Here is a 24,801-nt window from a genome sequence, read left to right as displayed (position 1 = left end):
CCGGTCACCCACACTCAACTCGGAAGAGCCCGTTAAGGCCACTGACACTGTTTCCCGCAGGCCGTCTTTTTCTCGCTCTCAAGGCTAGTTTTCCCATAGATTGCCGAGAGAAATCACGCGTACTCCTTGAAGTCACGGTAGGGTTCAGATACCCACATGAAGGAGCGACAACCATGGCGAAAAAGAAACGCCTTATATCCGGCGAGAAATTAAACTCCTGGTATCATGTTGCGTTGAAATCTGGGCACATCCTCCCGTTACCTCATGTGTTGACCTCGAAAACCAATTTCTCAGTTTATGAGATATCCGCAACCGCGTGAACGAGGATCCCAAGCCCAGCACGGAGGCTGCTGAGTAGTACTAGGCTTTCTGGTCTAGCTCATATATAGAAACCACCCCCTTTTGCGGCGGAATCTGCGGAGGGGGTGGTTTTTGTGTGCTTTGAGGAGGCGCGGGTGGGGGAGTGCGGTGGGGTGCAGAAAGCTGTGTCGCGGGCTAGTTTTTAGCTCCAGAGTGCTAGCGTGGTAGTAGGGCGAACGTCCATAGTCATTCAGAAAATGGGTAGCTGGATGGTCCTGAAAATGATGTATCGCTGTTGATTATTGAGGGAGCACGAGCGTATGAAGTCGAATAAGTATGTTCCTGTTGGGATGCTGTTCTTGATCCTGGCAATTATCTTGAACGCAGTGTCAAATGTCAGCGACCTGGTGCTTGGAATTCTCTACGGCATCTCGATAGCAGTATTGATTATTGGACTATTTAATAGTCGAAAATAAGTGCTGTAGCAGACGAAAACGGACCCGGCAGGCTATCCATTAGGTAGCCCGCCAGGTTCTTCGGGAAGCAAAGTTTGTTCACTAAGAAGTAGTAGGCTTTGCTGTTGAAGTGCATTTGGGGGGGGGAAGGTATGGCAAGCGTTGAGGTGATGAAGGAACGGGCTCGTATTGCGGGGCGTTTCAACCTGTCTGCTCGCCGAAACCCGGAACACAGGGCACTTGTTGCGCTCGCTGCTCAGAAGGCGGGAGGGGAGTGTCAGGTGGTCCCTGTGGCTCCCGGTGAAGATGAGGCTGACGTACTCGACCGTGCACGCAAGGTTGCGGGCGGTAAGCCGGTCATTATCGTGACTGAGGCTGATGGGAAGCTTTCCGCCCGCCTTATGGGTAGTGACGACATGATATTAATATATTAAATTAATGTTTTGTTTAAGAATCTAATGTATTTACTAGATGAGGTGCAGTAGGTAGTGTTTGTTATAAATGAGACTTTGGGGAAGCTTAAGGATTATTCTCTAGCTAAGACGTTGTTGAAAGGGCTTCCAAAGATTCTTGTCTCGGTTTATGCAATTGCAATAATTATTAGCTTTTTCCCTGATGGTTGGGTGAAGGGCGTTGAAGATGGTCTTGCTCTGAGGATTATCCTTGAAGGTTTAAATTATGCTGGATTAGGGCAAATGGTTGACCCTATTAATAGTTTTATCTCTCGCGTTAAAAACGGTGAAGAAGCATGGGTATTTTTCCTGCTGTCTATCCTCGCAGCTTCTTCAAGTAGCTACTATCTAAATGGCCTGAGGCGTCGAATTGAGGATTATGATATTTGGAGAATCGTTAGTGACCCTCCCGAGTCTATATTTGTGCTTGTATTTTCCATATCTTCACTTATAGATTACGGTAGGATTGGTGATTTTCATTCGTCGTTCTTTATTTTTTATAATGCCCCAATTTGTCTTGCAATTATCGGTATTTTTGATCTTTTTGTATTAAAAAATAGGCATGATGGCATCATTTCTAGTAATAATAAATTTATGTTGCTTGTGATTATTGTTGGAGATGTTCTTCTTTCTTTCTTTCTTTCTTTCTTGCTTGCAATTATTTTTGCTCCTGTCGTTTTGATTCTTATTTTATTTGGATTTGTAGGAACACAAAGTAATTGACAAGTAAAACGGACCCGGCAGGCTATCCATCAGATAGCCCGCCGGGTCCCTTCTTTTATACCGCTGCTATGCGCTCAGCCTTTTAGCGGGTGGTGCGTTCCAGCAGCTGCAGCACGTTCTGGTAGCTGTGGCCGGTCGCCTCCGTCATGCCCTGCTCACAGGTGCGGTTCGCCGAAATGTATGCGGCAAACTGCTTCTGCTCGCTCAGCTCAGAAGCCTCAGCCTCCGTAGCGCTCGCAGTCAGCTCGGGGTGCAGCATACCGCGGTCACCCGCATAACCACAGCAACCCCAGTGCTTCGGCACGTACACGTCGTCACTCATCGCGTTCGCAATCTTCTCAAACGCAGGCTGAGTACCCAAGTGAGTCATGGAGCAGGTCGGGTGCAGTGCAACCGACGGCAGGGGAGCAGACACGGTCAGCTTGTTCAGCATGTTATCGGCGGCGAACTGCACCGCATCGTACATGCGCAGACGCGAGTAGTCCGGCTCACCCGGCTTCAGGCCGTTCACGATCTTGTGCTCAAGCGCCTTAATAACCTTCTCGCGCATCACCTCAAGGCCCTCAGTACAGGACGAAGCGTCACACACGACCGGCAGGCGGCCACCGTCAGTAGCCTCCCACAGGGACTTCAGCACACGGTCGCTCATGATCGAGTAGCCGTCGGTGAAGCCCTTCGACTTCCACGGGGTAGCACAGCACATCTCACCAATATTGTCCGGGATGCGGTACTTCACGCCGGTACGCTCGCACAGGCGGATGAACGCCTGGGTTGCGTTGACCGGGTCATGCTTGCCGTCGCCGTCCACGCCGCCGAACATGGAGTTCACGCAGGCGGGGAAGAACACAATCTCAGCGGTTGCGTCCTTGTGCGGCTTACGTGCCGGGCCGCCGACCGGCAGGCCCTTCTTGTAGGAAGGAACCGTGTCGTCACCCATGACCTTACGGGCAATGTTGGTGGTGCCGTGCACCACGGGGAACGGCAGCTTCTTAGCCACAGTCAGGGACTTACCGGCAACCTTATCCATGATGCCCCACTGCTGTGCGGCGACCTTCCAGCCGGCGGCGGCCAGCTTGTCCTGGTTCTCAGAACGCAGGCGGCGAATCAGGTCACCAGTGTTAATGTTCACGGGGCAGCGGGTCTGGCACATGCCGTCCACGGCGCAGGTGTCGATGCCGTTGTACTCGTACTCCTTGCGCAGACGCTCGGCGAGCTCGTGGTCGCCGTTCGCCTCAGCGGCAGCAATCTCACGGCGCATCACGATGCGCTGGCGCGGGGTCAGGGTCAGGTTGCGGGAGGGGCAGACCGGCTCGCAGTAGCCGCACTCCACGCAGCGGTCGACTTCTTCCTCTACGGTTTCGGCAACCTTCAGGTCGGTCACGTAGTCGGTGTCCGGCTCGGCGAGCAGAACACCGGGGTTCATGAAGCCCTTCGGGTCAATGAGGCGCTTAATCTGGCGCATCACGTCGAAGAGTTCCTCACCGAACTGGCGGCTCACGAACGGCGCCATGATACGGCCGGTACCGTGCTCAGCCTTCAGCGAGCCGTCAGCGGAAAGGATCAGCTGAACCATTTCTTCGGTGAAGTCGCGGTAGCGGTCCAGCTGCTTCGGGTCGCGGAACTGCTCGTTCAGCATGAAGTGGATGTTACCGTCCTTCGCGTGACCGAAGATCACGGAGTCCTGGTAGCCGTGTGCGTCGAACAGCTTGGTCAGGTCGCTACAGGTGTTACCCAGAACCTCAACAGGAACAACCACGTCTTCAAGCAGTGCGTTAGTGCCGGAGCGGCGGTTACCCGCAACGGTGGTGTACAGGCCGCGGCGTGCCGCCCACAGTGCGTTACGCTCAGACAGCTTGCTGGTCATCGACACCGGCGAAGCCACCGGCAGGCTCTTAAACATGGGTGCTGCAGCGGCAGCCAGGTCGCTCAGCTCCTGCTCGGAGTTGCCCTGGAACTCAACCAGCAGGGCGGCGTGGTCCTTCACGTCGATGGCGGCGAGCGCCTCCGCAGCCTGACCGGTACGCTGAGCCACACGAATACTGGTGGCGTCCATCAGCTCGACGGTAGCGAGCTTGTTAGCAACCAGTTCGGGCACAGAGCGTGCAGCATCAATCAGGTTGTCGAACACGAGCAGGCCGGTGGAAATGTTCTTCAGAATCGGCAGGGTGCGGTAGGTAGCCGAAGCAACAAAACCGAGGGTACCCTCCGAACCAATCAGCAGGTGCTGCAGAATGTCGACGGGGGTCTCGAAATCGACCAGGGAGTTCAGACCGTAACCCATGGTGTTCTTCATGGAGTACTGCTGGCGAATCTTCGCCATGGACTCGGGGTTCTCAAGCACGCGCTTGCGCAGGCGCAGCAGGCCCTCGTGGATTTCGGGTTCAAGGGAGCGCAGCTTCTGGTCAGCGTCCGGCTCGGCGGTGTCGATGATGGTGCCGCTGGGCAGCACGAACACCATGGAGTCCAGGGTGTTGTACGTGTTGTACTTGGTGCCCGAAGACATGCCGGAGGAGTTGTTCGCAACCACACCACCGATGGTGCAGGCGGACCAGGATGCGGGGTCGGGGCCGAGCTTGTAGCCGTAGGGTGCCAGGTAGTTGTTGACCATCATGATGGTCGCGCCGGGCTGCACACGAACCTTCTTGCCATCTTCAAGGACCTCAATCTTCTTGAAGTGGCGGCGGGTGTCGACCATGAGGCCGTCACCGCTTGCCTGGCCGGAGAGGGAGGTGCCGCCGGAGCGGAAGGTGAGGGGCAGGCCGAGGTCGCCGGCTGCGCGGAAGATGTTTGCGACGTCTTCGGCGGAGTCGGGGCGAATCAGGCCGGCGGGCACGAGCAGGTAGTGGGATGCGTCGTGCGAGATTGCCAGGCGTTCGAGTTCGGAGACGCTGGATTCGACGGCTTCTGCGCGTGCATCGGAGAGTAGGCGCTTGAGGGTGTCCTCGTAGGGGGACTTGAGTGCTTTGGAAGTGTTTGACACAACGGTGGTCATGATGAATCTCCTTAGTGAGACTGTCTTACCTTTCAGTATGTGCTCTTGAACACCGTCTTTTCCGCTTAGCTATGGCTAAGCTTGGCGACTACTTGTCACCATAAAGGGGGTGGGTTATACACCGTGCTGATGCGGTGGTTTGCCGCGTATTTGCTGGCTTTCCGGGGGAATACGCCCGGGCCTGCGGAGGCGCACCCACCACACTCTGAACGCCGCGGTTGCTCTTAGGCGCGGCTGCCGAGGGTTGTAACATTCCAGCGGCTAACCCAAAAGGCGGCTAACCCAAAAGAAAGCGTGGGGCAGAAAGCTACATGCTTTCCACCCCACGCTTGTGTAACGTTTAGGCTTCGTCGAAGAAGTCCTCATCAAGCTTCATGATGGTGTACGTGCGTGCCACCTGTACGCCAACACCGTACTTAATCATGAGGCGCGCCAGGTGCTCACCATCAATCAGAACGAGGGAAACTCCGCCACCAAGTTCCTCCGCATAGCCGCGTGCGTCAGACGTATAGGAGCTCGACGTGATGAACACTCCCTGCGTTGCCTTGCCATGCAGTGCGCCCACAAAGCTCTGAAGGGCAGGGCGTCCCACCACATTGTCCTTGGCGTAACGCTTAGCCTGGACATAAATCTTTGAAAGACCCAACGCATCCTGGTCAATGATTCCGTCCACGCCGCCGTCATTGGAAGCCGGAGTAACGGTGCCGCGTCCTGCCGGGCCGCCGTAGCCCATCGCCAACAGAACATCCACCACCAGATGCTCAAAAGCAGTCGGAGACATTGCGCGGACGCGTTCCAAAATATCGTGCGTCAGCGCGGACTCAATCTGAGTGATGCTTTCATCAATGAGTTCCTGCGGGGTGCTATCAGACACCTCAGAGGGTGCAGTCGTGACGGCAACAGTCTTGGTAGCGGTCTTCGGGGTTTCCTGCGGGTCCTGCTCGGAACTATCAGACTGGGAACGCTCACGCGTGCTGCGGGCGGAACGAACGATATGCGCGACGACATCATCGGGGATGCCCCCAGGATGAGCCTCAATCAGCTTCAAGCCTTCGTCAGAAATAACCTGCTGACCGCGGCGAGGGGAATCAACCGCACCGAACATCTTGAGATAGGTCAAGCCCCAACTAATGCGGTCCACATAGACGGGACGCTTGCCGTTCGGCAGGTAGGGTAGTAGCTGCTCGTCAGAAAGCGGGTAGCGCTCTGCTACAGCGCTATAAATCTCTTTATTGGTGCGGGAGTTGCCGTCAGATAGGTAAGCAAGAATGCTGGGAATGAATTCGTAGAACTTGGGAAGTTCAACCTCAGTGGTATCAGGCGACTGAGCGGTCATCGGTGTATCTCCATTGATTGATAACGGCTGGTTAATAACGGCGGGTAGTCCGTTCTTAATATACCTCTAATACAAAAGATAATCGTTACCAGAGGTGCCTGTTTTCCCTTGTGCAGGCTTTATTAGCGCCGCAGCTGCTCTTAGGCGCGGCCGCCGAGGGCCGTAACATTCCAGCTAGCAGTACTATCAGAAGTCACCACACCACAAAACAGGGGAGAACCCGCCGAAGCACGCACCCCCAAATCCTCCACAAACACGCGGCCACCCGCAGGCACACTACGCTCCTTACGATCCACACCCGCACAATACACCGTCATCTTCGCACCCGAACGGTTCTCCACCGCAACCGAACCGCCGCCCGATTTCGACACAGTATCGTGCACAAAACCGCGGTGTAAAGACCGCCGCCCAAAGGTCACAGCACAAGGTCACAGTGCAACGAAATAGAAACGCAAACGCAACGGCGTGGAGTATCATTCACACTATGGATAAGGCAGAACAGAACCAGACAGACAACACGGTAAAGAACGGCACAGCACCCAATACCTCGGGGAATACCTCGGGCAATATTCCGGGGAACAGCCCGGTGGGTGCGTCTGCGCGCCCTGAAACTGTTGCATCTGAAACTACCGCATCTGAAGCCGCCGCTGAGAATACCACGAAGGCTGGTTATACCCAGTCGGCACCGGCAGAATCCAGTGCCGCCAAAACTAGTGCTGCAGCAAGTAGCCCCGCAGAGGCTACCGCCCCCGGCATGGAGGCAGTACAGGTTGATGCCGTGCAGATTGATAGCGCCCGCCTGGACAGCACCCACTCCGTCTACTCCACCGACCTGGACCCCGACGACTACGAAGAGGTCGTCGAAGAATACGCCACCACCGACGCGCCGGACGGTACGCACCGCGAGGAGCGTCGCATCACCCGCACCACGCATCACCCGCACGGCAAGGGCGACCAGAAAGCGGGCACCCAGGGTAACCCCGATGGTGACGCCGAGATTATTGATGTAGGCGAACCTGAAACGCACACCACGACTATCCGCACGGTCACCCGCACCGTCACGGACCCGCCGCGTCGCGCCCCGCGCACCCGCCTGTTCCGCACGCTCAGCAAGTACCGCGGCGAGAAGAACCTGGCGGCGTGGGAGGAACGCTCCTCCACGCCCATGTTCGTGGCGTCCGTACTGTACCTGCTCGCGTTCGCCGCGCCCATCATGAGCACACGCATTCAGGAGCCGTACGACGCGTACCTCAACATCATTCAGATGATCCTGTGGGGCCTATTCGCCGCCGACTACTGCATTCGCCTGTACTTGGCGCCGCGGCGACTCTACTTCATCACGCATAACCTGATGAACCTGGCGATTGTGCTGCTGCCCGCGTGGCGTATTGTCAGCTTCCTCTCCATGATTTATATGACCGCCAACCGCCAATATAAGAGGCTCTCAGAGCTGGCGGTGAAGCTCTTCGGATACACCGCGATCTTCATCATCATGTTTGCCCTGTCGATCTATTCGGTGGAGTCCTCCGAGCCGGGCGCGATGATTCGTGACCTGCCCACCGCCTACTGGTGGATGTTCACGACCCTCTCCACGGTCGGCTACGGAGACGTTTACCCGGTCACCGGTATCGGCAGGGTCATCGCCGTGATCGTCATGCTGTACGGCGGGGGCTTGGTCGCGGTTGCTACCGGTGCGCTCGCGAGCTGGATTATCGAAAAGTTTGGTGGCAGGGAGGAGCAGGAGTACCCCGCAACCAAGGCTGACGTGGACGATCTTCGCCAGGAGATTTCTGAGTTGCGTGCCCTGCTGGCTCGTGAGTATGCGCGCCGTGAAGCCCGCGACTACACGTTGCGTGAGGTCGTGGATGAAGACGGTGTGCACCCGGTTCCTTCGGATGCGGAGGCGGCACGCCGCGCCGGTTTCAGCGCCGCCGCGGGCTTTACTGCCCCTGGTACTCCTGGCGCTCCGGGTGCTGCTGCGGCAGCTTCTGCGGAGGCTACCCCGAACACCGCGCCCGGCGCCGCGCGGGCTGGTGAACCTGCCGACTCCTCGGCATCTCATGAGGTTGCGGTGCGCGAGCAGGAGCCGGTCGCCCTGCTGGAGGAGACCCGCCAGACGTTCACGATTATTCGTGAGAAGTTCTCGCTACGTTCCCGCAAGCAGTAGTCCGCTCGCAAATACCCTGCGGACAGTAACCGGGCTGTAGCGGCTCGGTTGCGGTAGCGCAGATAGCAGCGCAGATATAACAGTTCAGTTGAGGCTTGGCGCTCAAACCCACACCGCATACTTATTGAAGCGGTGGGTTTGGGTGCCGAGCCCACGCGAAGGCAAGACGAAGGCAAGAAAATTGCCGCCCACGCCACCGTGCGGGATATTTCGCCTTGTCGAGGCAAAATTAGCCCGTGGAGAGTGCAAATTGGGGCTCGTGTGCGCGAAAAACCCCTCAACTTAAGATCTAATGTGACCAAACTATCTTTTAAAAATGGCCGCCACTGGTGAAACTCCTAGCCAGAGCCTATAAACTATCTACCGTGCCGGTTATCGAACGCCCTGTAGCCTCAATGCGCTACGGGGTGTCGTCGTATCCCCACCTCACTCACGGGGAGGCACCACTCAACTCACAAACTCACTCAAACACATACTCTGTTAGGACACGTTCGTGGCACCTAAGTCCACTCTGGGCGCGCTCGCTCTACTCGGCGCGCTCTCTCTCACCGCGTGTGCACCCGCACCGAATAACGCCTCCGCAAGTGCGGTTGTTGACCCCGCAGCTTTTGAAACCGTCGAGCCTAGTGCCGTTTCCGCCCCCGGCGATGACAGCACCGGAATTAAGGCGGCGGTTAATGCCTCGCATGACCCGTCGATTCACCCGGCTGCGACCCAGCCCACTGAAACCCCCGCGCCGGCGGGTGCCGGTAGCTATACGCCGGATGCTCAGGAACAGACCGCATACACCGCGGCGCCCATGCCTTCCTCGGCAGCCGTTGCGCGCTCGCAGAAAATCATGGACGGCACCTGGGTTCAGCAGGACTCTACCAACCTTGAGAACTACATGGACGCAGTCATTCACGACGGCATTATCGAGGTCACCTACCACCTGAACCACGAAGAGCTGGCAACCCCCTTCTGGGCTGGCACTTTCGAGGCGAAGACCGGCAACTTCAGCTACATTTCGCACGTGGACCACGCGAAGCTGAGCCACGCACCGTACGCCTCCGATAAGGAAACCAAGGAATTCGTCATGGAGGACGGCGTGCTGAGCTTCCCCATGACCTTTGAGGGTGCCACCCGCATCATTCACCTGGAAAAGCAGCACAGCTAAGCGCGCTGCCGGGGGAGTTATCTCATATCTGGCACGCATGACGGACGGGGCGTTCCCGTTGCCGCGTGCGGGCTATAGAATGGGACTATGAGCGAGAACACGACCCCCGAGCATGGCACCGCAGCCTCGGTGCAGGATTCCTTCGAGCTACCCAGCGCACCGGACCAGTTCCAGCGCCTGTGGACCCCTCACCGCACCGCCTACGTGAGCGGTGGCCAGAAGGACTACACCGAGAAGACCTGCCCCTTCTGCACCGCGCCCAGCCGCAGTGACGAAGAGTCGCTGATTGTGCACCGCGGCGAGCATGCCTTCGTGATTCTCAACCTCTACCCGTATAACCCCGGTCACCTGCTGGTCTGCCCGTACCGCCACATCCCGTTCTATGACGATGCGACCGAGGCAGAAACCATGGAGATTGCGCAGCTGACGCAGCTCGCCATGAAGGTTCTGCGCGAGGTGTCGCATAATGACGGCTTCAACATTGGCATTAATCAGGGCAAGGTGGGCGGCGCGGGCATTGCTGATCACCTGCATCAGCACATTTTGCCGCGCTGGAGTGGAGATACGAACTTCCTGCCGATTATTGCTCAGACGAAGACCATGTCTCGCACGCTGGATGATATGCGCTCTGCGATTGCGGGGGGGTTTGCCCGCCTCAGCTAGATGGCGTGGCTCATCCGTCAGATAGTCCGGCTGAGCGGCTTGGTGATTTTGAAATTTTGCACTAATTGCTTCAATTTGCCAGCTAGTGCACAGAAATTCTGCGTCATAAATGCGCAGATTGGGCAGTCGATGCGTATTTGAATGATGTTATGTCCATTGGATATGGCAAAGTTTTAAATGCAGCGACGCTGCGGGGAAGCTTCCGGCTTCCATGAACACCGCATAGCTCACCGAAAAATAGCGGTCACCGATCGCTTTCGGGCTTGGCAGGGTAAGCGCCCTGCCTCAACCACAGAGGTCAGCGCCTCAGCTGAGAACCCACCCCGTCGTGCGTGAACGCACGGCAACACTGCGAGGGGTGCGGATCAGCGTGAAGGACGCTGGCCTCTTTTTGTGTTCTGCGGATGCGCGTGGCAGATGCGTGTGGGGGCGAGCGCGCGGGGAATGTGCGGAACGTCTAGGGTGAGCCCGCCGGTCGTGCCACGAACCCGCCAGACCCGCTAGATTTGCCAGCACTAGATGTACCAGACCCGTTAGAGTGGAATGCTATGGACTACCCCAACCTGCTTGAGACTGCTTTCGACGAGTTTAGTGCTGTGCCCGTCGCTGGTAATAATGCCTGCGCCGGTCATGATGCCGCCGGTGATTCTGCAGGCGCGCCGCAGCTGCTCATCTGGAGGCAGATCCGCTGGTCCAACCGCCGCCCGCTCATTGAAGTGGAACCGGTCGTGCCCGGCGGGGTCGCGGAAGGAACTCATAACCGGGCGTCTCAAGCGGCGGGGGAGAGCGCCCCTAACCAGGAAAGCAACCCTGCGCAGCGTGGCGTTCCGAGCGGGGTTCGCATCCAGATTCCGTTGACCCCCGGCGCCTACCTGGGGCTGCGCATTCCGCGCGATAGCGAGGGGGAACTCTACCGCTACTGCGCCGGCTATACCACCGGCACGAGCAATGACGCCGCCCCCGAATCTGCGGGAATCCGCCGCGTACCCTGCCCCGAGGGCACCCGCATCCAGCGTGGCCAGCAGTGCCCGCGCTGCACCGCCCGCGACGAATTCACCGCCCTGCACAGCGCGCACCTGTACCCCGGAACGCTCACCGAATCCATGCGCGCCTACGCCATGCTGGAGCATCGCCTCTACATCGCGACTTTCCCGGACGGCACGCACAAGGTCGGCACGAGCTCCCTGCATTCGACCCCGCGCCGCCTGGATGAGCAGGCGGTCGCCACCGCCACCTACATTGCGCTCGCACCCGACGGGCTTGCCATTCGCCGCGCCGAGGACGCCGTGACCGCTCTCGCGAAGATTCCGCAGGTCAAGCAGGTGGCGAGCAAGTACCGCGCCTGGACGAACCCGCTGCCCGGCGCGCAGCTTCGTGTTGCCCATCAGGAGGCGGTTGCCCGCGCCCGCGAAGCGCTCGCCGAACTAGCACGTACCGACCCGGAGGTGCCGCTCACCGCCCTGGATGAGCCGTGGATTCCGTCGCTTGCCATGAACCGCCCGTATGCGGCTCTGCGCGCGCAATCGCCCGAACCGCTGGCGCCCTGTGAATCTGGTCTGGGTGGTTCCGGTACTGAGAGCGGGGCGGCTGGCTTCTTCTGCACGGGCGCGGCGGGTCAGTTTTTGAGCGCCCACACCGGCGATGCTGACGCGGCGTTCCTGGTGAATACTGCCGCGTGGCGGAACGTGCTGGTGGAGCCTGCGCAGGAGTTCACGCGGGTGAGGGTGCAGGGTTCTCTGTTCTAAACGGGCTCGCTGTTTTAATACCCCCGGCGCTCCGCCCTAGCCGGAGCCCCACACCAAAACCCCGCACCAAACGCCCACACCAAACCCCTGAACCAAAACCCCCGCACCCCCTGCGCCAAAACCCCAGTAACCCCGCCCCGTCCGGCATGAGCGAACGAGCCGGGCGAACCATTCAGCCGCTGGCGTGCGTGTACTAAAATGGAAAGCATGTCCAAACCCCTCATTCGTCTTCTCGGCCAGGGCGTACGCGCCGCGACTAAGCTTCGCGGCGGCGGCTCCGCCTTCCCCGGCCTTGTCATGGAAAAATTGCACCCCGACTTCGTCGCTGAAGAGCTCGCGAAGCTGCCCTACGGCGTGGTTGTTGTCTCCGGCACGAACGGTAAGACCACCACCACGAAGATGGCTGTGCAGCTGCTTGAAGCTCAGGGTCTGAAGGTTTTCACTAACCGCACCGGCTCGAACTTTGTGCGCGGTGTCGCCGCGGCACTGCTGGGCGAGATGACCCTCGGCGGCAAGCTTGATGCTGATATTGCTGTGCTTGAGCTGGATGAGGCGCACGCCGTGCACTTCGTCAAGGCAGTCAAGCCCGATTACGCTCTGCTGCTGAACGTTCTGCGTGACCAGCTGGACCGCTTCGGTGAGATTGACACGACCCGCCGCATGCTGGCGACCGTCGCCTCCGCAACGACCGGTACCGTGGTGCTCAACCGTGAGGATCCGCGCATCCGCTCCCTCGCTGAGAACGTGCAGCCGGGCGTGACCGTCAAGTACTACGGTCTGGATGAGTCCTTGCGCTCGTACTTCCCCTCGGACGATGAGATGCGCGGCGGCACCGTCGCGAAGGCAACCCTGCCCGATGCCGACGTCACCCTGACCGCGTTCTCCGGCACCTCCGCAACCTTCGACCTGGCGGGCGTGGAGCGAGTCGGCGAAATCAACCTCTACGGCATTTACAACATCTTCAACGCGGCAGGCGCTATGGCGCTGACCCGCGCCGTCATGGGCGAGAAGCTCAACGAAGATAAGCTCATCGCGGAGCTGGCGAAGATTACCCCCGCCTTCGGTCGCGGTGAGACCCTGAACGTGAACGGCCGCCCGCTGCAGCTGCTGCTGGTGAAGAACCCGAGCGGTTTCCGCCTGTCCCTGGCGAGCGCGAACGCTGACGACTACGCCACCATGATTACGATCAACGACCAGTACGCTGACGGTCGTGACGTGTCGTGGCTGTGGGATGTTGACTTCGACAGCTTGAAGAAGACCGGCGTGCAGATGGTTTCGGGTGTGCGCGCCTGGGATATGGCGCTGCGCCTGGAGCATGACGGCGTGAAGGTTGATGAGGTCAACGAGAACCTCGCCGATGCGCTCAAGGGCTTCATCGCCTCCAGCGGTAACGCGCCCATGCGTATTTTCTGCACCTACACCGCAATGCTGGCTCTGCGTGAAGAGCTCGCAAAGATCACTGACGTTGAGAGGGTCTCCTAATGACGGCAACTCACACTTTTGAGGGCACCCCCGCCTCCGGCCCCAATAACGGTAAGACTCTGCGTATTCTGCAGCTGTACCCGCTCGACATGAACATTTACGGCGACTGGGGTAACACTCTGGCGTTGGCTCGTCGCGCGCAGGCGCACGGCTTTGACGTGCAGATTCTGGACCACAACCCCGGTCAGCCTTTCCCGGAAGATGTTGACATCATTCTGGGTGGCGGCGGCCAGGACTCGGGTCAGTCCGTGATTCAGGATGACCTGCACGCGAACGGTGACACGCTGCGCTCGCTGGCTGAGGCTGGCGTGCCGATGCTCGTCATTTGTGGCCTGTACCAGCTGTTCGGCAAGGAATTCCGCACCCGTGAGGGTGAGGTGCTGAAGGGTATCGGCATTTTTGATGCGCACACGGTCGGCGGCGATGACCGCCTGATCGGCAACATTGTTGAGGAGTCTGAGGAGTTCGGCACCGTGATTGGTTTTGAAAACCACTCGGGCCTGACTTACCTGGGTTCCGGCTGCACCCCGCTGGCTACCGTCACCAAGGGTGAGGGTAACAACGTGACCGATACGTATGAGGGTGCGCGCGTGCACAACGTGATTGGCACCTACCTGCACGGTTCGCTGCTGCCGAAGAACCCGAAGATTTCGGACTACCTGATTGAGCAGGCGGCTCAGCGTAAGTTTGGCGAGTTCACGCCGAACACGATTGACGACTCGCTGGTGGAGAAGGCGCGCGCTTCGGCTGCGTCTCGCCCCCGCTAGCCTATTCCTGGTGGTGGCGTGCACTTTCTGAGGTGGTGTGCGCCTCCGCTACGGTATAGTTGATTGAGTTATAGTACAGTGCGCGGGGCGTTTCGCCGTGTCCGTGCAGAGGTTTTGACTAAGGGAGATACGAATGTCCGGTCACTCTAAATGGGCGACTACTAAGCACAAGAAGGCTGCTATCGACGCTAAGCGCGCGAAGGCTTTCGCGAAGTTCATTAAGGCAATTGAAGTTGCGGCACGTATGGGCGGCGCTGATATTGCTGGTAACCCCGCTCTTGACCTGGCTGTGTCGAAGGCGAAGAAGAACTCCGTTCCTAACGACAACATTGACCGCGCAATCAAGCGTGGCGCTGGTCTGACCGGTGAGACCATTGACTACACCGAAATCATGTACGAAGCACGCGGCCCGCAGGGTACCGCTCTGTACATTGAGTGTCTGACCGATAACCGTAACCGTGCAGCGTCTGAGGTTCGCCTGGCTGTGACCCGTAACGGTGGCACCATGGCTGATCAGGGTTCGGTTGCGTTCCTGTTCGAGCGTAAGGGCGTTGCTGAGGTCACCAAGACTGACGGTCTGACCGAGGACGACGTTCTGATGGCTGTTCTGGATGCAGGCGCCGAAGAGGTTCTGGACGAGGGCGACGTGTTCACCGTTGTTTCCGCACCGACCGACCTGCCCGAGATCCGTAAGGCACTGGACGAGGCTGGCCTGGAGTACAACAACGATGACCCGGTCTTCCGCCCGACCATGCAGGTTGACCTGGACGCTGAGGGTGCTAAGAAGTTCATGAAGCTGGCAGACGCTATTGAAGAGCTCGACGACGTTCAGAACGTCTACTCGAACGCTAACGTTTCTGCTGAGGTCATGGCAGAGCTGGAAGCTGAGTAATCACTCGGATTCTGATATCTGATGCTTGAAGAAGCCGCTCCTTTAACCGAGCCGCCGTAGGGTGGCTGGTTGGGGGAGTGGCTTCTTAGCGTCTTGGGGCTATTTGGGGGATGCGCTGGGTGCTTTTCGCGGGGCGCACGGTGGCTGTACTTGTGGTGACTGTGCTCGTTATGACCGCGCTCGTGGCACGCCCCGGTGCCGGGTGCTAGGATTCTGAAGGGCTAGAATCTAGAGATTCTAGAGGGAGTTTGTCGAAAGGGGAGATGATGGCCGCCGCTCAACCTGCCGCACGCGATAGCATGCGTGAGAACCATGCTGCCACCGCCGTGGAGCGTGTGCCGGGTGCAACCCGCATCATGGGTGTTGACCCGGGCCTGACCCGCTGCGGCTTCTCCATGCTCGATATGACCGCCGACCGTAAGGCGCACTTCGTGAACGTGGGTGTTGCCGGCACAATCCCGGCGGAGTCCCTGGACCAGCGTATTCTCTGGATTTTCAACGCCGCCTCCCACTGGCTCGACACCTATAAGCCGGATGCCTTGGCGATTGAGCGTATCTTCGCTCAGGAGCAGGTGAACACGGTGATTGGTACGGCGCACGCTTCGGGTGCGGTGATTTCTGCTGCGGCGATGCGCGGCGTGCCGGTGTTCTTCCATACCCCCTCGGAGGTGAAGGCGGCGGTGACCGGTAGCGGCCGCGCCGATAAGGCGTCGGTGGGCCGTATGGTGACCCGCATTTTGGGGCTGGATTCCATGCCGAAGCCCGCTGATGCTGCTGATGCCCTGGCGATTGCGATCTGTCACGGCTGGCGTGGCGGTGGCATCGGTTCGGGCATTAACATGTCCGCTCAGACGCAGACTCACCAGGGTTCACGCCCGGCGCAGGCTCGCCGCGGCGGGTCGTTGACTCCGGCGCAGCGTGCCTGGATGGAGGCGGAGGCGCGCGCTCGCCGCTAGAGGCGCATTCGTGGGCTTTTTCGTACCTCTTGCTGGCTCGCATGTATTCGCTAAGAAGTTCGAATATATGCTTGATTTCAGAAGAAATATTCTAATATACTTGTAGTGTCTCCCCGTTGAACTGGGGGAGTGCGTTCTGTGGGTGCCGGAGTGCCCGGTGCCCTCACACTGCCGCGAGCCTCATTCCTAGGCGCGGTGTTGAAAGGTGGATAGAAATGATTGCATCCCTGACCGGTCGTGTGGCTCAGGTGGGCCTTGATCATGCGGTGATTAACGTGAACGGTTTTGGCATGCTCGTGTACGCTACCGCGCGTACTCTCTCCAAGTTGCGCACGGGTGAGGAGGCTACCGTGCTGACCACCATGATTGTGCGTGAAGAGTCGATGACTCTGTACGGTTTTTCGGAGCCTGCCGAGCGTGAAGTGTTTGACATGATGCTTTCGGTTTCCGGTATTGGTCCGCGTATTGCGCTGGCGGTGTTGAGTGTTCACACTGCCGCTGAGGTGGAGCGCGCCGTGGCGACCGGTGACGATAAGGCGTTCACGAAGGTTCCCGGTATTGGCCCGAAGGGTGCCCGCCGTATTGTGCTGGAGCTTGCCGGTAAGCTGATTCTCAGCGATGGCCAGACCGATGAGCTGCCGCTGAGCCAGGGCATTGTCTGGAAGCCGCAGGTGCTTGACGCTCTCACCTCCTTGGGCTGGAGTGAGAAGGACGCTTCCGCCGCTATTGACGCTTACGTGCAGCACAACCCTGCCGCAGAGACTGAGCCGGTGGGTGTGGCTCTGCGCGGTGTGCTCGCATCCTTGGGTACTCAGAACACGGTGGGCCGCCACTAAGCGGTGCGCCCTGTTCGACGTATCCCACTCAAACTTTTGTGAAAGAAGAATTCTATGAGCCAGAATCCCTATGAGCCGCAGCCCGCGGCGTCCCTGGTTTCCGGCGGGTATTTTCCCGGTCAGGTGCCCGGCACTCAGGCGTCTTCAACTCCCGCCCAGCGCCTGGTGGCGATGGAAGAAGAGCCTGAAGAGAAGATGATTGAGGCGGCACTGCGCCCTAAGTCTCTGGATGACTTTGTGGGTCAGCGCCGTGTGCGTCAGCAGCTGTCCCTGGTGCTGGAGGCTTCGAAGATGCGCGGCCGTAGCGCCGACCATGTGCTGCTGTCGGGCCCTCCCGGTCTGGGTAAGACCACTCTCGCGATGATTATTGCGGCAGAGATGGAGGCGCCGCTGCGCATCACCTCCGGCCCGGCGATTCAGCATTCGGGTGATTTGGCGGCGATTCTGTCTTCGCTGACTCCCGGTGAGGTGTTGTTCCTGGATGAGATTCACCGTATGAGCCGCCCGGCTGAGGAAATGCTCTACATGGCGATGGAAGATTTCCGTGTGGACATTGTGGTCGGTAAGGGTGCGGGTGCGACCTCCATTCCGCTGGAGCTACCGCAGTTCACCCTGGTGGGTGCGACGACCCGTGCGGGTCTGCTACCCGGCCCTCTGCGCGACCGTTTCGGCTTTACCGGTCACCTGGAGTTCTACTCGGTGGAGGAGTTGGAGCTGGTGCTTCGCCGTAGTGCGGGTCTGATGGATATGCAGATTACCTCCGAGGGTTTCACGGAGATTGCGGGTCGTTCCCGCGGTACGCCGCGTATTGCGAACCGTCTGCTGCGCCGTGTGCGTGACTGGGCGCTGGTGAACGGCGTGGACCGCATCAACGCGCGCGATGCCGCAACCGCCCTGGACATGTACGAGGTGGATTCGCGCGGCCTGGACCGCCTGGACCGCGCCGTGCTGGAGGCGCTGATTCACAAGTTCGGCGGCGGCCCGGTGGGTCTGTCCACCCTCGCCATTGCGGTGGGTGAAGAGACGGAGACCGTGGAGACGGTTGCCGAACCGTACCTGGTGCGTGAAGGCCTGATTGGTCGCACCCCGCGCGGTCGTGTGGCTCTGCCCGCGGCGTGGGAGCACCTCGGCTTGGAAGCACCGGAGATTCAGCTCTAGATCCGTATCAGCTCTAGGTCCGCATCAGCTTTAGCCCCGCACCAGCTGATAACACTGTAGTAGCCCGTGGGAGGTATCCGCCTCCTGCGGGCTGCTCTGCGCCCCCGGTAGCTCTTCTGCAGGCGCGGTAGCTCTTCTGCAGGCTCCATCGGGTTCTGTCCAGCTCTGTCAGTGACATAAAATTACGCCGAGAGAGTCCAAAACTCAGGTTAACCTCACAAAAACGCTGGTTCGGGGCGCTAAAGCTCATGCTCTCGCGTAGGATGGATACGTACTGTATCTACGATTCCACACCTTCTGGTACGCTCAACCCTCGCGGTGAGCGGCACGGGTGCGGATGTGAAAGTGAGACCATGGATTTTAACCTCCTGATTATGATTGCCATGATGGCGCTGCTGGCATGGATGATGTTCTCCGCCCAGAAGCGTCAGCGTAAGCAGATGGAGGAACTGCGCGCAATGCAGCAGTCTCTCGTCCCCGGCACCCAGGTGATGACTGGTTCCGGCATCTACGGCACCGTTGTCAGCACTGACCTTGAGAACAACAAGCTGCAGCTTCAGATTGCGGACGGTGTTGTTATCACCCTGGCACTGAACGCGATTATGGCCGTCGTCGAGGAGGAAGCCCCCGCGGCGCCCCTGACCGAGGACGTGTACGAGGCTACCGCATCCGAAGCTCCCGCTTCCGATACCTCTTCTGATACTGCTAAGTAATTCAGAGCGTATGAGCCCGGCGCCCAGTGAGCGGCGTCGGGTTTTCGCGTTACGGAATCTGTAGAACACTCAATACTATTCACACGAAGAAGGAACATTATGGCTAAGCGTTCACCGCTTGCAGCCGCGCGAGGGGCGCTCCTCTCGATGGTCCTGCTCATGGTTGTTATGGCTGCCGGTATTTTCGGCACCACCTATTCGGGAGGTTCTTGGGCGCCGAAGCTCGCCCTGGACCTTTCGGGTGGTACTCAGATGATTCTTTCTCCGAAGGTTAACGGCTCTTCGGATGAGAACGTCTCCCAGGAGCAGTTGAACCAGGCGGTTGAGATTATTCGTCAGCGCGTTGATGGTGCCGGCGTTTCGGAGGCGGAGGTTACGACCTCTTTCGGCTCGGGTAATAACGTGGTTGTTTCGGTTCCCGGAACGATTAGCGCTGAGACTCGTCAGCTGATTCAGGCGTCTGCAAATATGACCTTCCGCCCGGTGCTGCTTTCTGGTGCCGGTACTGCGGTGGCTGAGGATGCCCGCACTGCGGACGATAAGCTGCCCAAGCCCTCCGCGGAGCCGACTGATGGTTCGGACCGTAACTGGATTACTGCGGACCTGTACAAGCAGTACGAGGCGAAGGACTGCACCGCGGCACGTAATGAGGACGCCGATAGTGCGGACCCGACTAAGCCGATGGTGGCGTGTTCCACTGACGGTCAGGAGAAGTACATTCTGGGTCCTGTGGAGCTGAGCGGTAGCGATATTTCTACCGCAAGCCACTCGCAGGAGACGACCGGTCAGGGCGTGACTACGGGCCGTTGGGCTGTGAACATTCAGTTCAACGATGAGGCTCGTGAGAAGTTCCAGAACATTACTTCTCGCCTGAACGCGATTCGTGCACAGAACGCAAATGATCCGCGTGCCCGCTTCGCGATTCTGCTGGACGGCAAGGTGCTGTCTTCCCCGGTGTCGCAGGCTGTGATTTCTGACGGTAAGCCGCAGATTACCGGTAACTTCACCGAGCAGGAGGCGAAGGCTCTCGCCGATCAGCTCAAGTACGGTGCCCTGCCGATTAGCTTCACAATCCAGTCGGAGCAGCAGATTTCTGCGACCCTGGGTTCGGAGCAGCTGCGTGTGGGTCTGCTGACCGGCCTGATTGGTCTGCTGCTGGTGTTCGTGTACTCGCTGTTCCAGTACCGTCTGTTGGGCTTTGTCACGATGATGTCGCTGATTGTTGCAGGCATCATTTCGTACGAGGCGATTGCGCTGCTGGGCTGGGCGTTGAACTACCGCCTGTCCTTGGCTGGTGTGGCGGGTCTGATTGTGGCGATTGGTGCTACGGCTGACTCGTTCATCGTCTACTTTGAGCGTATCCGTGATGAGATCCGTGCGGGCCGCACGATCCCGTCGGCGGTGAACCACGGTTGGCAGCGTGCATCCCGCACTATTTTGGCGTCGAAGGCTGTGAACCTGCTGGCTGCTGTGGTGCTGTACGTGGTGTCGGTCGGTTCGGTGAAGGGCTTCGCGTTCACCCTTGGTTTGACTGCGATTGCTGACCTTGTGGTTGTGTACCTGTTCACCCACCCGATGCTGACTCTGCTGGCGAATACCCGCTACTTCGGTGAGGGTCACCGCCACTCGGGCTTGTCGCCTGAGTCGCTGGGCGCTACGCCGCTGTACCGTGGTGCCGGTCGCCTCCGCAGCCCGGAGGAGAAGCAGCTGAGCATTGCTGAGCGTCGCCGTGCAGAGCGTGCTGCCGCTGAGGCTGACGAGTCTGCTTCTGATGAGAAGAAGGAGAGCTAAGCATGGCTACCGATGTGAAACCTAATGCTTTTGCCCGCTTCGGTAATGACCTGCATTCGGGCGCCCGCTCGTACCCCTTCGTGGGTAAGCGCCGCCTGTGGCTGCTGCTTGCGGCTGTGCTGATGGCGGTTTCGGTTCTGATTCCGGCTGTTGGTGGCGGCTTCAACCTGGGTATTGATTTCCGTGGCGGTTCGGAGTTCGTGGTCTCGAAGACTGCGCACGTTGATACTGCTACGGGTGAGCGCATTATTCACGAGAAGGCGAAGGACGCTTCGGATGTTCGCGTGACCAATATTGCCCCGGGTACGATTCGTGCCCAGATGAGCAAGCTCAGCGATGATGAGACTCTGCAGGTGAAGGCGGCTCTGCAGGAGGGTTACGGCGTCTCTGAGAATGACGTGACCTCTTCGTTTGTGGGCCCGACCTGGGGTGCGGATGTGACCCGTCAGGCGTTCTGGGGTCTGGTCGCGTTTGTGGTGCTTGCGCTGATTGGTATGGCGTTCTACTTCCGTACCTGGAAGATGTCGTTGGCGTCTATTGCGGGCCTGTTCTTCACCGTGGTGGTGACGGTTGGCCTGTACGCCGCGTTCGGCTTCGAGATCACTCCGAGTGCGATTATTGGTTTCTTGACGATTCTGAGCTACTCGCTGTACGACTCGGTGGTGGTGTTCGATAAGATCCGTGAGAACACCGAGGATGTGCTGGAACGCCGCGACACGACTTTTGCCGAGCAGATTAACCTGGCGGTGAACCAGACTCTGGTCCGTTCGATTAACACCGCTATTGTGGGTGTTCTGCCGGTGGGCGCGATCTTGTTCATTGGTGCGTTCATCCTGGGTGCGGGTACTCTGCAGGACCTGTCCCTGTCGCTGTTTGTGGGTATTCTGGTGGGCATGTTCGGTACGCTGTTCGTGTCTGCGCCGCTGTATGCTTCGCTGCGTTTGGGTGAGGCTCAGATTCGTGAGCACACCGCGAAGGTGGAGAGCGGCAACTTCAAGGATGCTGACGAGGCTGAGGGTGACTCTTCGGAGGAGCCCGCCGAGGCTGAGAAGCCCGCGAAGTCCAGCAAGTCTGAGGAATCTGCTGACAAGGCGACCGAGGACGAGAAGGCAACCGAGAAGCCCGCTAAGAAGCCGGCACGTGCAACCATTGAGATTCACCGCGTGAACCTGAACGGTTAGCCAACGTTCCGCCAGCGCTACTGGCGCTGCTAACGATAGGGGAGTCGATACCGAAAGGTATCGGCTCCCCTTTAGCGTGCCCGCTGGTTTCTTTCCGCTGGTTTGCTCCCGCGGCGGCGCGGGGCAGCAGAACCGGGGGAGGGGCGCCTCCCTCATGCCCCGCTGAACCACCTCATGTACGCCAGCCTAATATTTCACAGGTCTAATATTTCACAGGTCTAATATTTCACCGGCCTAATGTGTCACAGTGCGGCATAGTTTACGCGCATATTTTGGCTCATATCCGCGTGCTGGGTAGGATAAAGGTAGAAGATACTGCGCGCCCGCATCCACGCCTTTCAACGACGAGCAGATTCGGGGGCTCAGGTCATCGCTGTTACGTCCAAAGGAGCCCGGAATGAGTGCAGAACCTGCCGTGAACGCTAACGCTGAGAACCCTGCAGGGACCGCCGAGAAGCCCGCGGTTCGGCCCGCTGGCCCGATTCCTCTGCCTGAAACTGATTCGTCTGATGCGAAGAAGAAGCGCGGCTCGCACCGTGTTATGGCTGCTAGCGGGCGTGTGCCTAACCGCCTCGTTTTTGGTGGCCGCAGCAGCACGATGGAGGCCTCCGACTCGCACGGCGGTACCATCCGTTTCTCCCCGATGATTGCGCCGGTCGTGCGTGCCGTGCGCCGCTACCACCCGGACGAAGATATCCAGGTGCTGCAGCGCGCCTACGAGGTGGCGAACCGCTGTCACGAGGGTCAGAAGCGTAAGAGTGGCGACCCGTACATCACCCATCCGGTCGCTGTGACCGCGATTCTTGCGGAGATGGGCGCGACCGGCCCCGTGCTCGCCGCGGGTCTGCTACATGACACGGTGGAAGACACCGACTACACGATGGAGCAGCTCACCGAAGAGTTCGGTGAGGAGGTCGCCTACCTGGTCGACGGCGTGACCAAGCTGGACAAGATGACCTACGGCGAGAACGCCTCCATCGAGACAATCCGCAAGCTTGTGCTGTCCATGAGCAAGGACATCCGCGTGCTGCTCATCAAGCTTGCCGACCGCCTGCACAACGCCCGCACCTGGCGTTTTGTGCCGCAGGCTTCTGCCGCGAAGAAGGCAGAGGAGACCCTGAAAATTTACGCGCCGCTCGCGCACCGCCTGGGCCTGAACACGATCAAGTGGGAGCTGGAGGACCTGTCCTTCGCCGCCATGAGCCCGGAAATTTACGCCGAAATGGTGCGCATGGTCGGCGAACGCACCCCCGCCCTCGAAAAGTTCCTGAACGAGGCGCGCACCAAGATTACGGACCGCCTGAAAGAGGTGGGCATCGACGCGACCGTGACGGGCCGCCCCAAGCACTACTACTCGATTCATCAGAAGATGAAGACGAAGGGCCGCAGCTTCGACGAGATTAACGACATCCTCGCCGTGCGCATCATGGTTGAGGAAGAGGCGGAATGCTACACCGTGCTCGGCCACGTGCTGTCCCTGTGGCCGTCGATGACTGGCCGTTTCAAGGACTACATTAAGAACCCGAAGAACAACAACTACCAGTCGCTACACCTGACCGTGTACGGTCCGGGCAACCTGCCGCTTGAGATTCAGATCCGCACCTACAAGATGCACGAAGAAGCCGAGTACGGTGTGGCGGCGCACTGGCGCTATAAGGCGGCGTCGCGCGGCGAGAAGGTCGCGGCTCGTGGCGGCGCGCCCGCGAAGGACCCGAAGGAGCCGGGCACCCAGACCTCGGCGATGATGAACGTCGGCATCCTGCAGTCTATTGCGGAGATTTCGAACTCCAACCCGGAGTCGGAGAAGTTCTACGAGTCGCTTGCCGACACCCTCGACACCGACGAAATCGTGGTACTCACCCCCAACGGCGAGGCAATCGCCCTGCCCAACGGCTCCACCCCCGTGGACTTCGCCTACGCCATCCACAGTGAAGTCGGCGACCGCACGGTCGGCGCGAAGGTCAACGGCCGCCTCGTGCCGCTGCACACGGTCCTGCCCACCGGCGCAACCGTGGAGATTATGACCACGAAGAACGAAGACGCCGGACCCAGCGAGGACTGGCTGAAGTTCGTTCGTTCCTCGCGCGCTCGCACGAAGATTCGTCAGTACTTCGCGAAGGAACGCCGCATGGAGGCGCTGCTCGCCGGCCGCGAGATGCTCACCAAGAGCATGCGTAATAGTGAGCTGCCGCTGCAGAAGATGATGAGCCCGGAGATTATGACTCAGGTGGCTCAGCTGCTGCACAAGAACGATGTGGCGTCGCTGTACCGTGCGATTGGTGAGCACGAGATTGCGCCGAAGCTGGTCATTGACACCCTCGTTGAGGTGCACCGTGGCGACGAGCCGGCACCCGAGGTTGAGGTCAGCGACTTTGACGAGACGCTGCTGAAGTCGACCCGCAAGGCGATTGGTGATAACGGCGTGATTGTGCCGGGTGCTGAGGGTGTGCTGACGAAGATTGCGCGCTGCTGCACCCCGGTCCCGCCGGATGACATTATCGGCATTGTGACTCGTTATAACGGTATTTCGGTGCATCGCCGTGACTGCCCGAACATGCGTAACGCTGACGAGGAGCCGCGCGTGACGACGGTTGAGTGGGCGTCTTCGCCGTCCGCTACGTACCGTGTGCAGATTCAGGTGGAGGCGCTGGACCGTAAGGGCCTGCTGAGCGACCTGATTCGTGCGATTTCTGAGTCGGGCGTGAACATTCTGGATGCGCGCGTGCACACTTCGGAGGATCGTACCGTGGTGGACCGCTTCGCCCTGGAGCTGGGTGACCGCTTCATGCTGGAGCATGTGCTGAACGTGGTCCGTAACGTGACGGGCGTGTACAAGGCGTACCGCCTGACCGGCGCGAAACCCTCGGAAGCGTAAATACTTCTCTACGCCCAGAAGCCACATGTGTTGATTTTGGGGTGCTGGTTTTTGTACTCTTGAGTTAACCGTTCGGCCCGCTACTCTTGATGGAGTAGACGGGCCGGATTTCTATTTTCTGGTCTTTACGTTGAGAAGCCACATGTGTTTCGAAAAGCCAC

19 protein-coding genes are annotated in these 24,801 nt (G+C 59.2%); 16 read left to right on the top strand and 3 right to left on the bottom strand.

What is annotated here, in order from left to right:
- Positions 1 to 907: 907 nt before the first annotated feature.
- Together HMPREF2842_RS06425 and HMPREF2842_RS06420 are read left to right on the top strand one after the other, a co-directional pair.
- A complete protein-coding gene (locus HMPREF2842_RS06425) occupies positions 908 to 1,189 on the top strand; it encodes an aminotransferase (RefSeq protein ID WP_070643531.1) in 282 nt (93 codons plus the stop codon).
- 54 nt (positions 1,190 to 1,243) lie between these two features.
- Entirely contained in the window at positions 1,244 to 1,930 is a 687-nt protein-coding gene (locus HMPREF2842_RS06420) for a hypothetical protein (protein WP_070643498.1), read from the top strand.
- A gap of 82 nt (positions 1,931 to 2,012) precedes the next feature.
- Here HMPREF2842_RS06420 and HMPREF2842_RS06415 read toward each other — a convergent pair whose 3' ends face one another.
- From HMPREF2842_RS06415 to HMPREF2842_RS09205, 3 genes are all read right to left on the bottom strand, one after another.
- The gene (locus HMPREF2842_RS06415) at positions 2,013 to 4,922 is read right to left on the bottom strand and encodes an FAD-binding and (Fe-S)-binding domain-containing protein (RefSeq protein ID WP_070643493.1); all 2,910 of its coding nucleotides are present in this window, start codon (positions 4,920 to 4,922) and stop codon (positions 2,013 to 2,015) included.
- Positions 4,923 to 5,262: 340 nt separating this feature from the next.
- Positions 5,263 to 6,258: a restriction endonuclease gene (locus HMPREF2842_RS06410; RefSeq protein ID WP_005505835.1), complete on the bottom strand. Its 996-nt coding sequence runs from the start codon at positions 6,256 to 6,258 to the stop codon at positions 5,263 to 5,265.
- A gap of 140 nt (positions 6,259 to 6,398) precedes the next feature.
- Complete coding sequence (locus tag HMPREF2842_RS09205; RefSeq protein WP_141744435.1) at positions 6,399 to 6,629, bottom strand: hypothetical protein; 231 nt, start codon at positions 6,627 to 6,629, stop codon at positions 6,399 to 6,401.
- Between the two features lie 113 nt (positions 6,630 to 6,742).
- Here HMPREF2842_RS09205 and HMPREF2842_RS06405 point away from each other — a divergent pair, with 113 nt between their 5' ends.
- The 14 genes from HMPREF2842_RS06405 (at position 6,743) to HMPREF2842_RS06340 (ending at position 24,640) form a co-directional block, all read left to right on the top strand.
- Positions 6,743 to 8,425: a potassium channel family protein gene (locus tag HMPREF2842_RS06405; RefSeq protein WP_049345528.1), complete on the top strand. Its 1,683-nt coding sequence runs from the start codon at positions 6,743 to 6,745 to the stop codon at positions 8,423 to 8,425.
- A gap of 493 nt (positions 8,426 to 8,918) precedes the next feature.
- Entirely contained in the window at positions 8,919 to 9,581 is a 663-nt protein-coding gene (locus HMPREF2842_RS06400) for a hypothetical protein (protein WP_070643489.1), read from the top strand.
- An 87-nt stretch (positions 9,582 to 9,668) separates the two neighbouring features.
- Positions 9,669 to 10,244, top strand: coding sequence for an HIT family protein (locus HMPREF2842_RS06395; RefSeq protein WP_070634012.1), 576 nt, complete (start codon positions 9,669 to 9,671; stop codon positions 10,242 to 10,244).
- Between the two features lie 548 nt (positions 10,245 to 10,792).
- Positions 10,793 to 11,989, top strand: a complete 1,197-nt coding sequence (locus HMPREF2842_RS06390; protein WP_070643486.1) for a hypothetical protein — start codon at positions 10,793 to 10,795, stop codon at positions 11,987 to 11,989.
- Between the two features lie 198 nt (positions 11,990 to 12,187).
- Positions 12,188 to 13,471 carry a Mur ligase family protein gene (locus HMPREF2842_RS06385; protein ID WP_070643483.1) on the top strand — a complete coding sequence of 428 codons (1,284 nt, stop codon included), beginning with the start codon at positions 12,188 to 12,190 and terminating at the stop codon, positions 13,469 to 13,471.
- A complete protein-coding gene (locus HMPREF2842_RS06380) occupies positions 13,471 to 14,238 on the top strand; it encodes a type 1 glutamine amidotransferase (protein ID WP_070599941.1) in 768 nt (255 codons plus the stop codon). The genes HMPREF2842_RS06385 and HMPREF2842_RS06380 overlap by 1 nt, the downstream gene beginning before the upstream one ends.
- Positions 14,239 to 14,371: 133 nt before the next feature.
- Positions 14,372 to 15,130: a YebC/PmpR family DNA-binding transcriptional regulator gene (locus HMPREF2842_RS06375; protein WP_005508777.1), complete on the top strand. Its 759-nt coding sequence runs from the start codon at positions 14,372 to 14,374 to the stop codon at positions 15,128 to 15,130.
- 266 nt (positions 15,131 to 15,396) lie between these two features.
- The gene (gene ruvC, locus HMPREF2842_RS06370) at positions 15,397 to 16,086 is read left to right on the top strand and encodes a crossover junction endodeoxyribonuclease RuvC (RefSeq protein WP_070643479.1); all 690 of its coding nucleotides are present in this window, start codon (positions 15,397 to 15,399) and stop codon (positions 16,084 to 16,086) included.
- A gap of 215 nt (positions 16,087 to 16,301) precedes the next feature.
- Complete coding sequence (gene ruvA, locus HMPREF2842_RS06365; protein WP_005505871.1) at positions 16,302 to 16,922, top strand: Holliday junction branch migration protein RuvA; 621 nt, start codon at positions 16,302 to 16,304, stop codon at positions 16,920 to 16,922.
- A 171-nt stretch (positions 16,923 to 17,093) separates the two neighbouring features.
- Positions 17,094 to 18,080: a Holliday junction branch migration DNA helicase RuvB gene (gene ruvB, locus HMPREF2842_RS06360; protein WP_210398797.1), complete on the top strand. Its 987-nt coding sequence runs from the start codon at positions 17,094 to 17,096 to the stop codon at positions 18,078 to 18,080.
- 353 nt (positions 18,081 to 18,433) lie between these two features.
- Entirely contained in the window at positions 18,434 to 18,793 is a 360-nt protein-coding gene (yajC, locus tag HMPREF2842_RS06355; protein WP_049342021.1) for a preprotein translocase subunit YajC, read from the top strand.
- Between the two features lie 99 nt (positions 18,794 to 18,892).
- Positions 18,893 to 20,584 (top strand): protein translocase subunit SecD, encoded by a 1,692-nt coding sequence (gene secD / locus HMPREF2842_RS06350; RefSeq protein ID WP_070643472.1) that lies wholly within the window; start codon positions 18,893 to 18,895, stop codon positions 20,582 to 20,584.
- A gap of 2 nt (positions 20,585 to 20,586) precedes the next feature.
- Positions 20,587 to 21,765, top strand: a complete 1,179-nt coding sequence (secF, locus tag HMPREF2842_RS06345) for a protein translocase subunit SecF (RefSeq protein ID WP_070643469.1) — start codon at positions 20,587 to 20,589, stop codon at positions 21,763 to 21,765.
- Between the two features lie 397 nt (positions 21,766 to 22,162).
- A complete protein-coding gene (locus tag HMPREF2842_RS06340; protein WP_070643466.1) occupies positions 22,163 to 24,640 on the top strand; it encodes a RelA/SpoT family protein in 2,478 nt (825 codons plus the stop codon).
- Positions 24,641 to 24,801 lie beyond the last annotated feature (161 nt).

It is taken from the genome of Rothia sp. HMSC069C10 (genome assembly GCF_001812205.1).
GTDB classification, from domain to species: Bacteria; Actinomycetota; Actinomycetes; order Actinomycetales; family Micrococcaceae; genus Rothia; species Rothia mucilaginosa.
The sequence above is the reverse complement of the archived record's forward strand: the minus strand, read 5'-3'. Positions and strand labels throughout refer to the sequence as shown.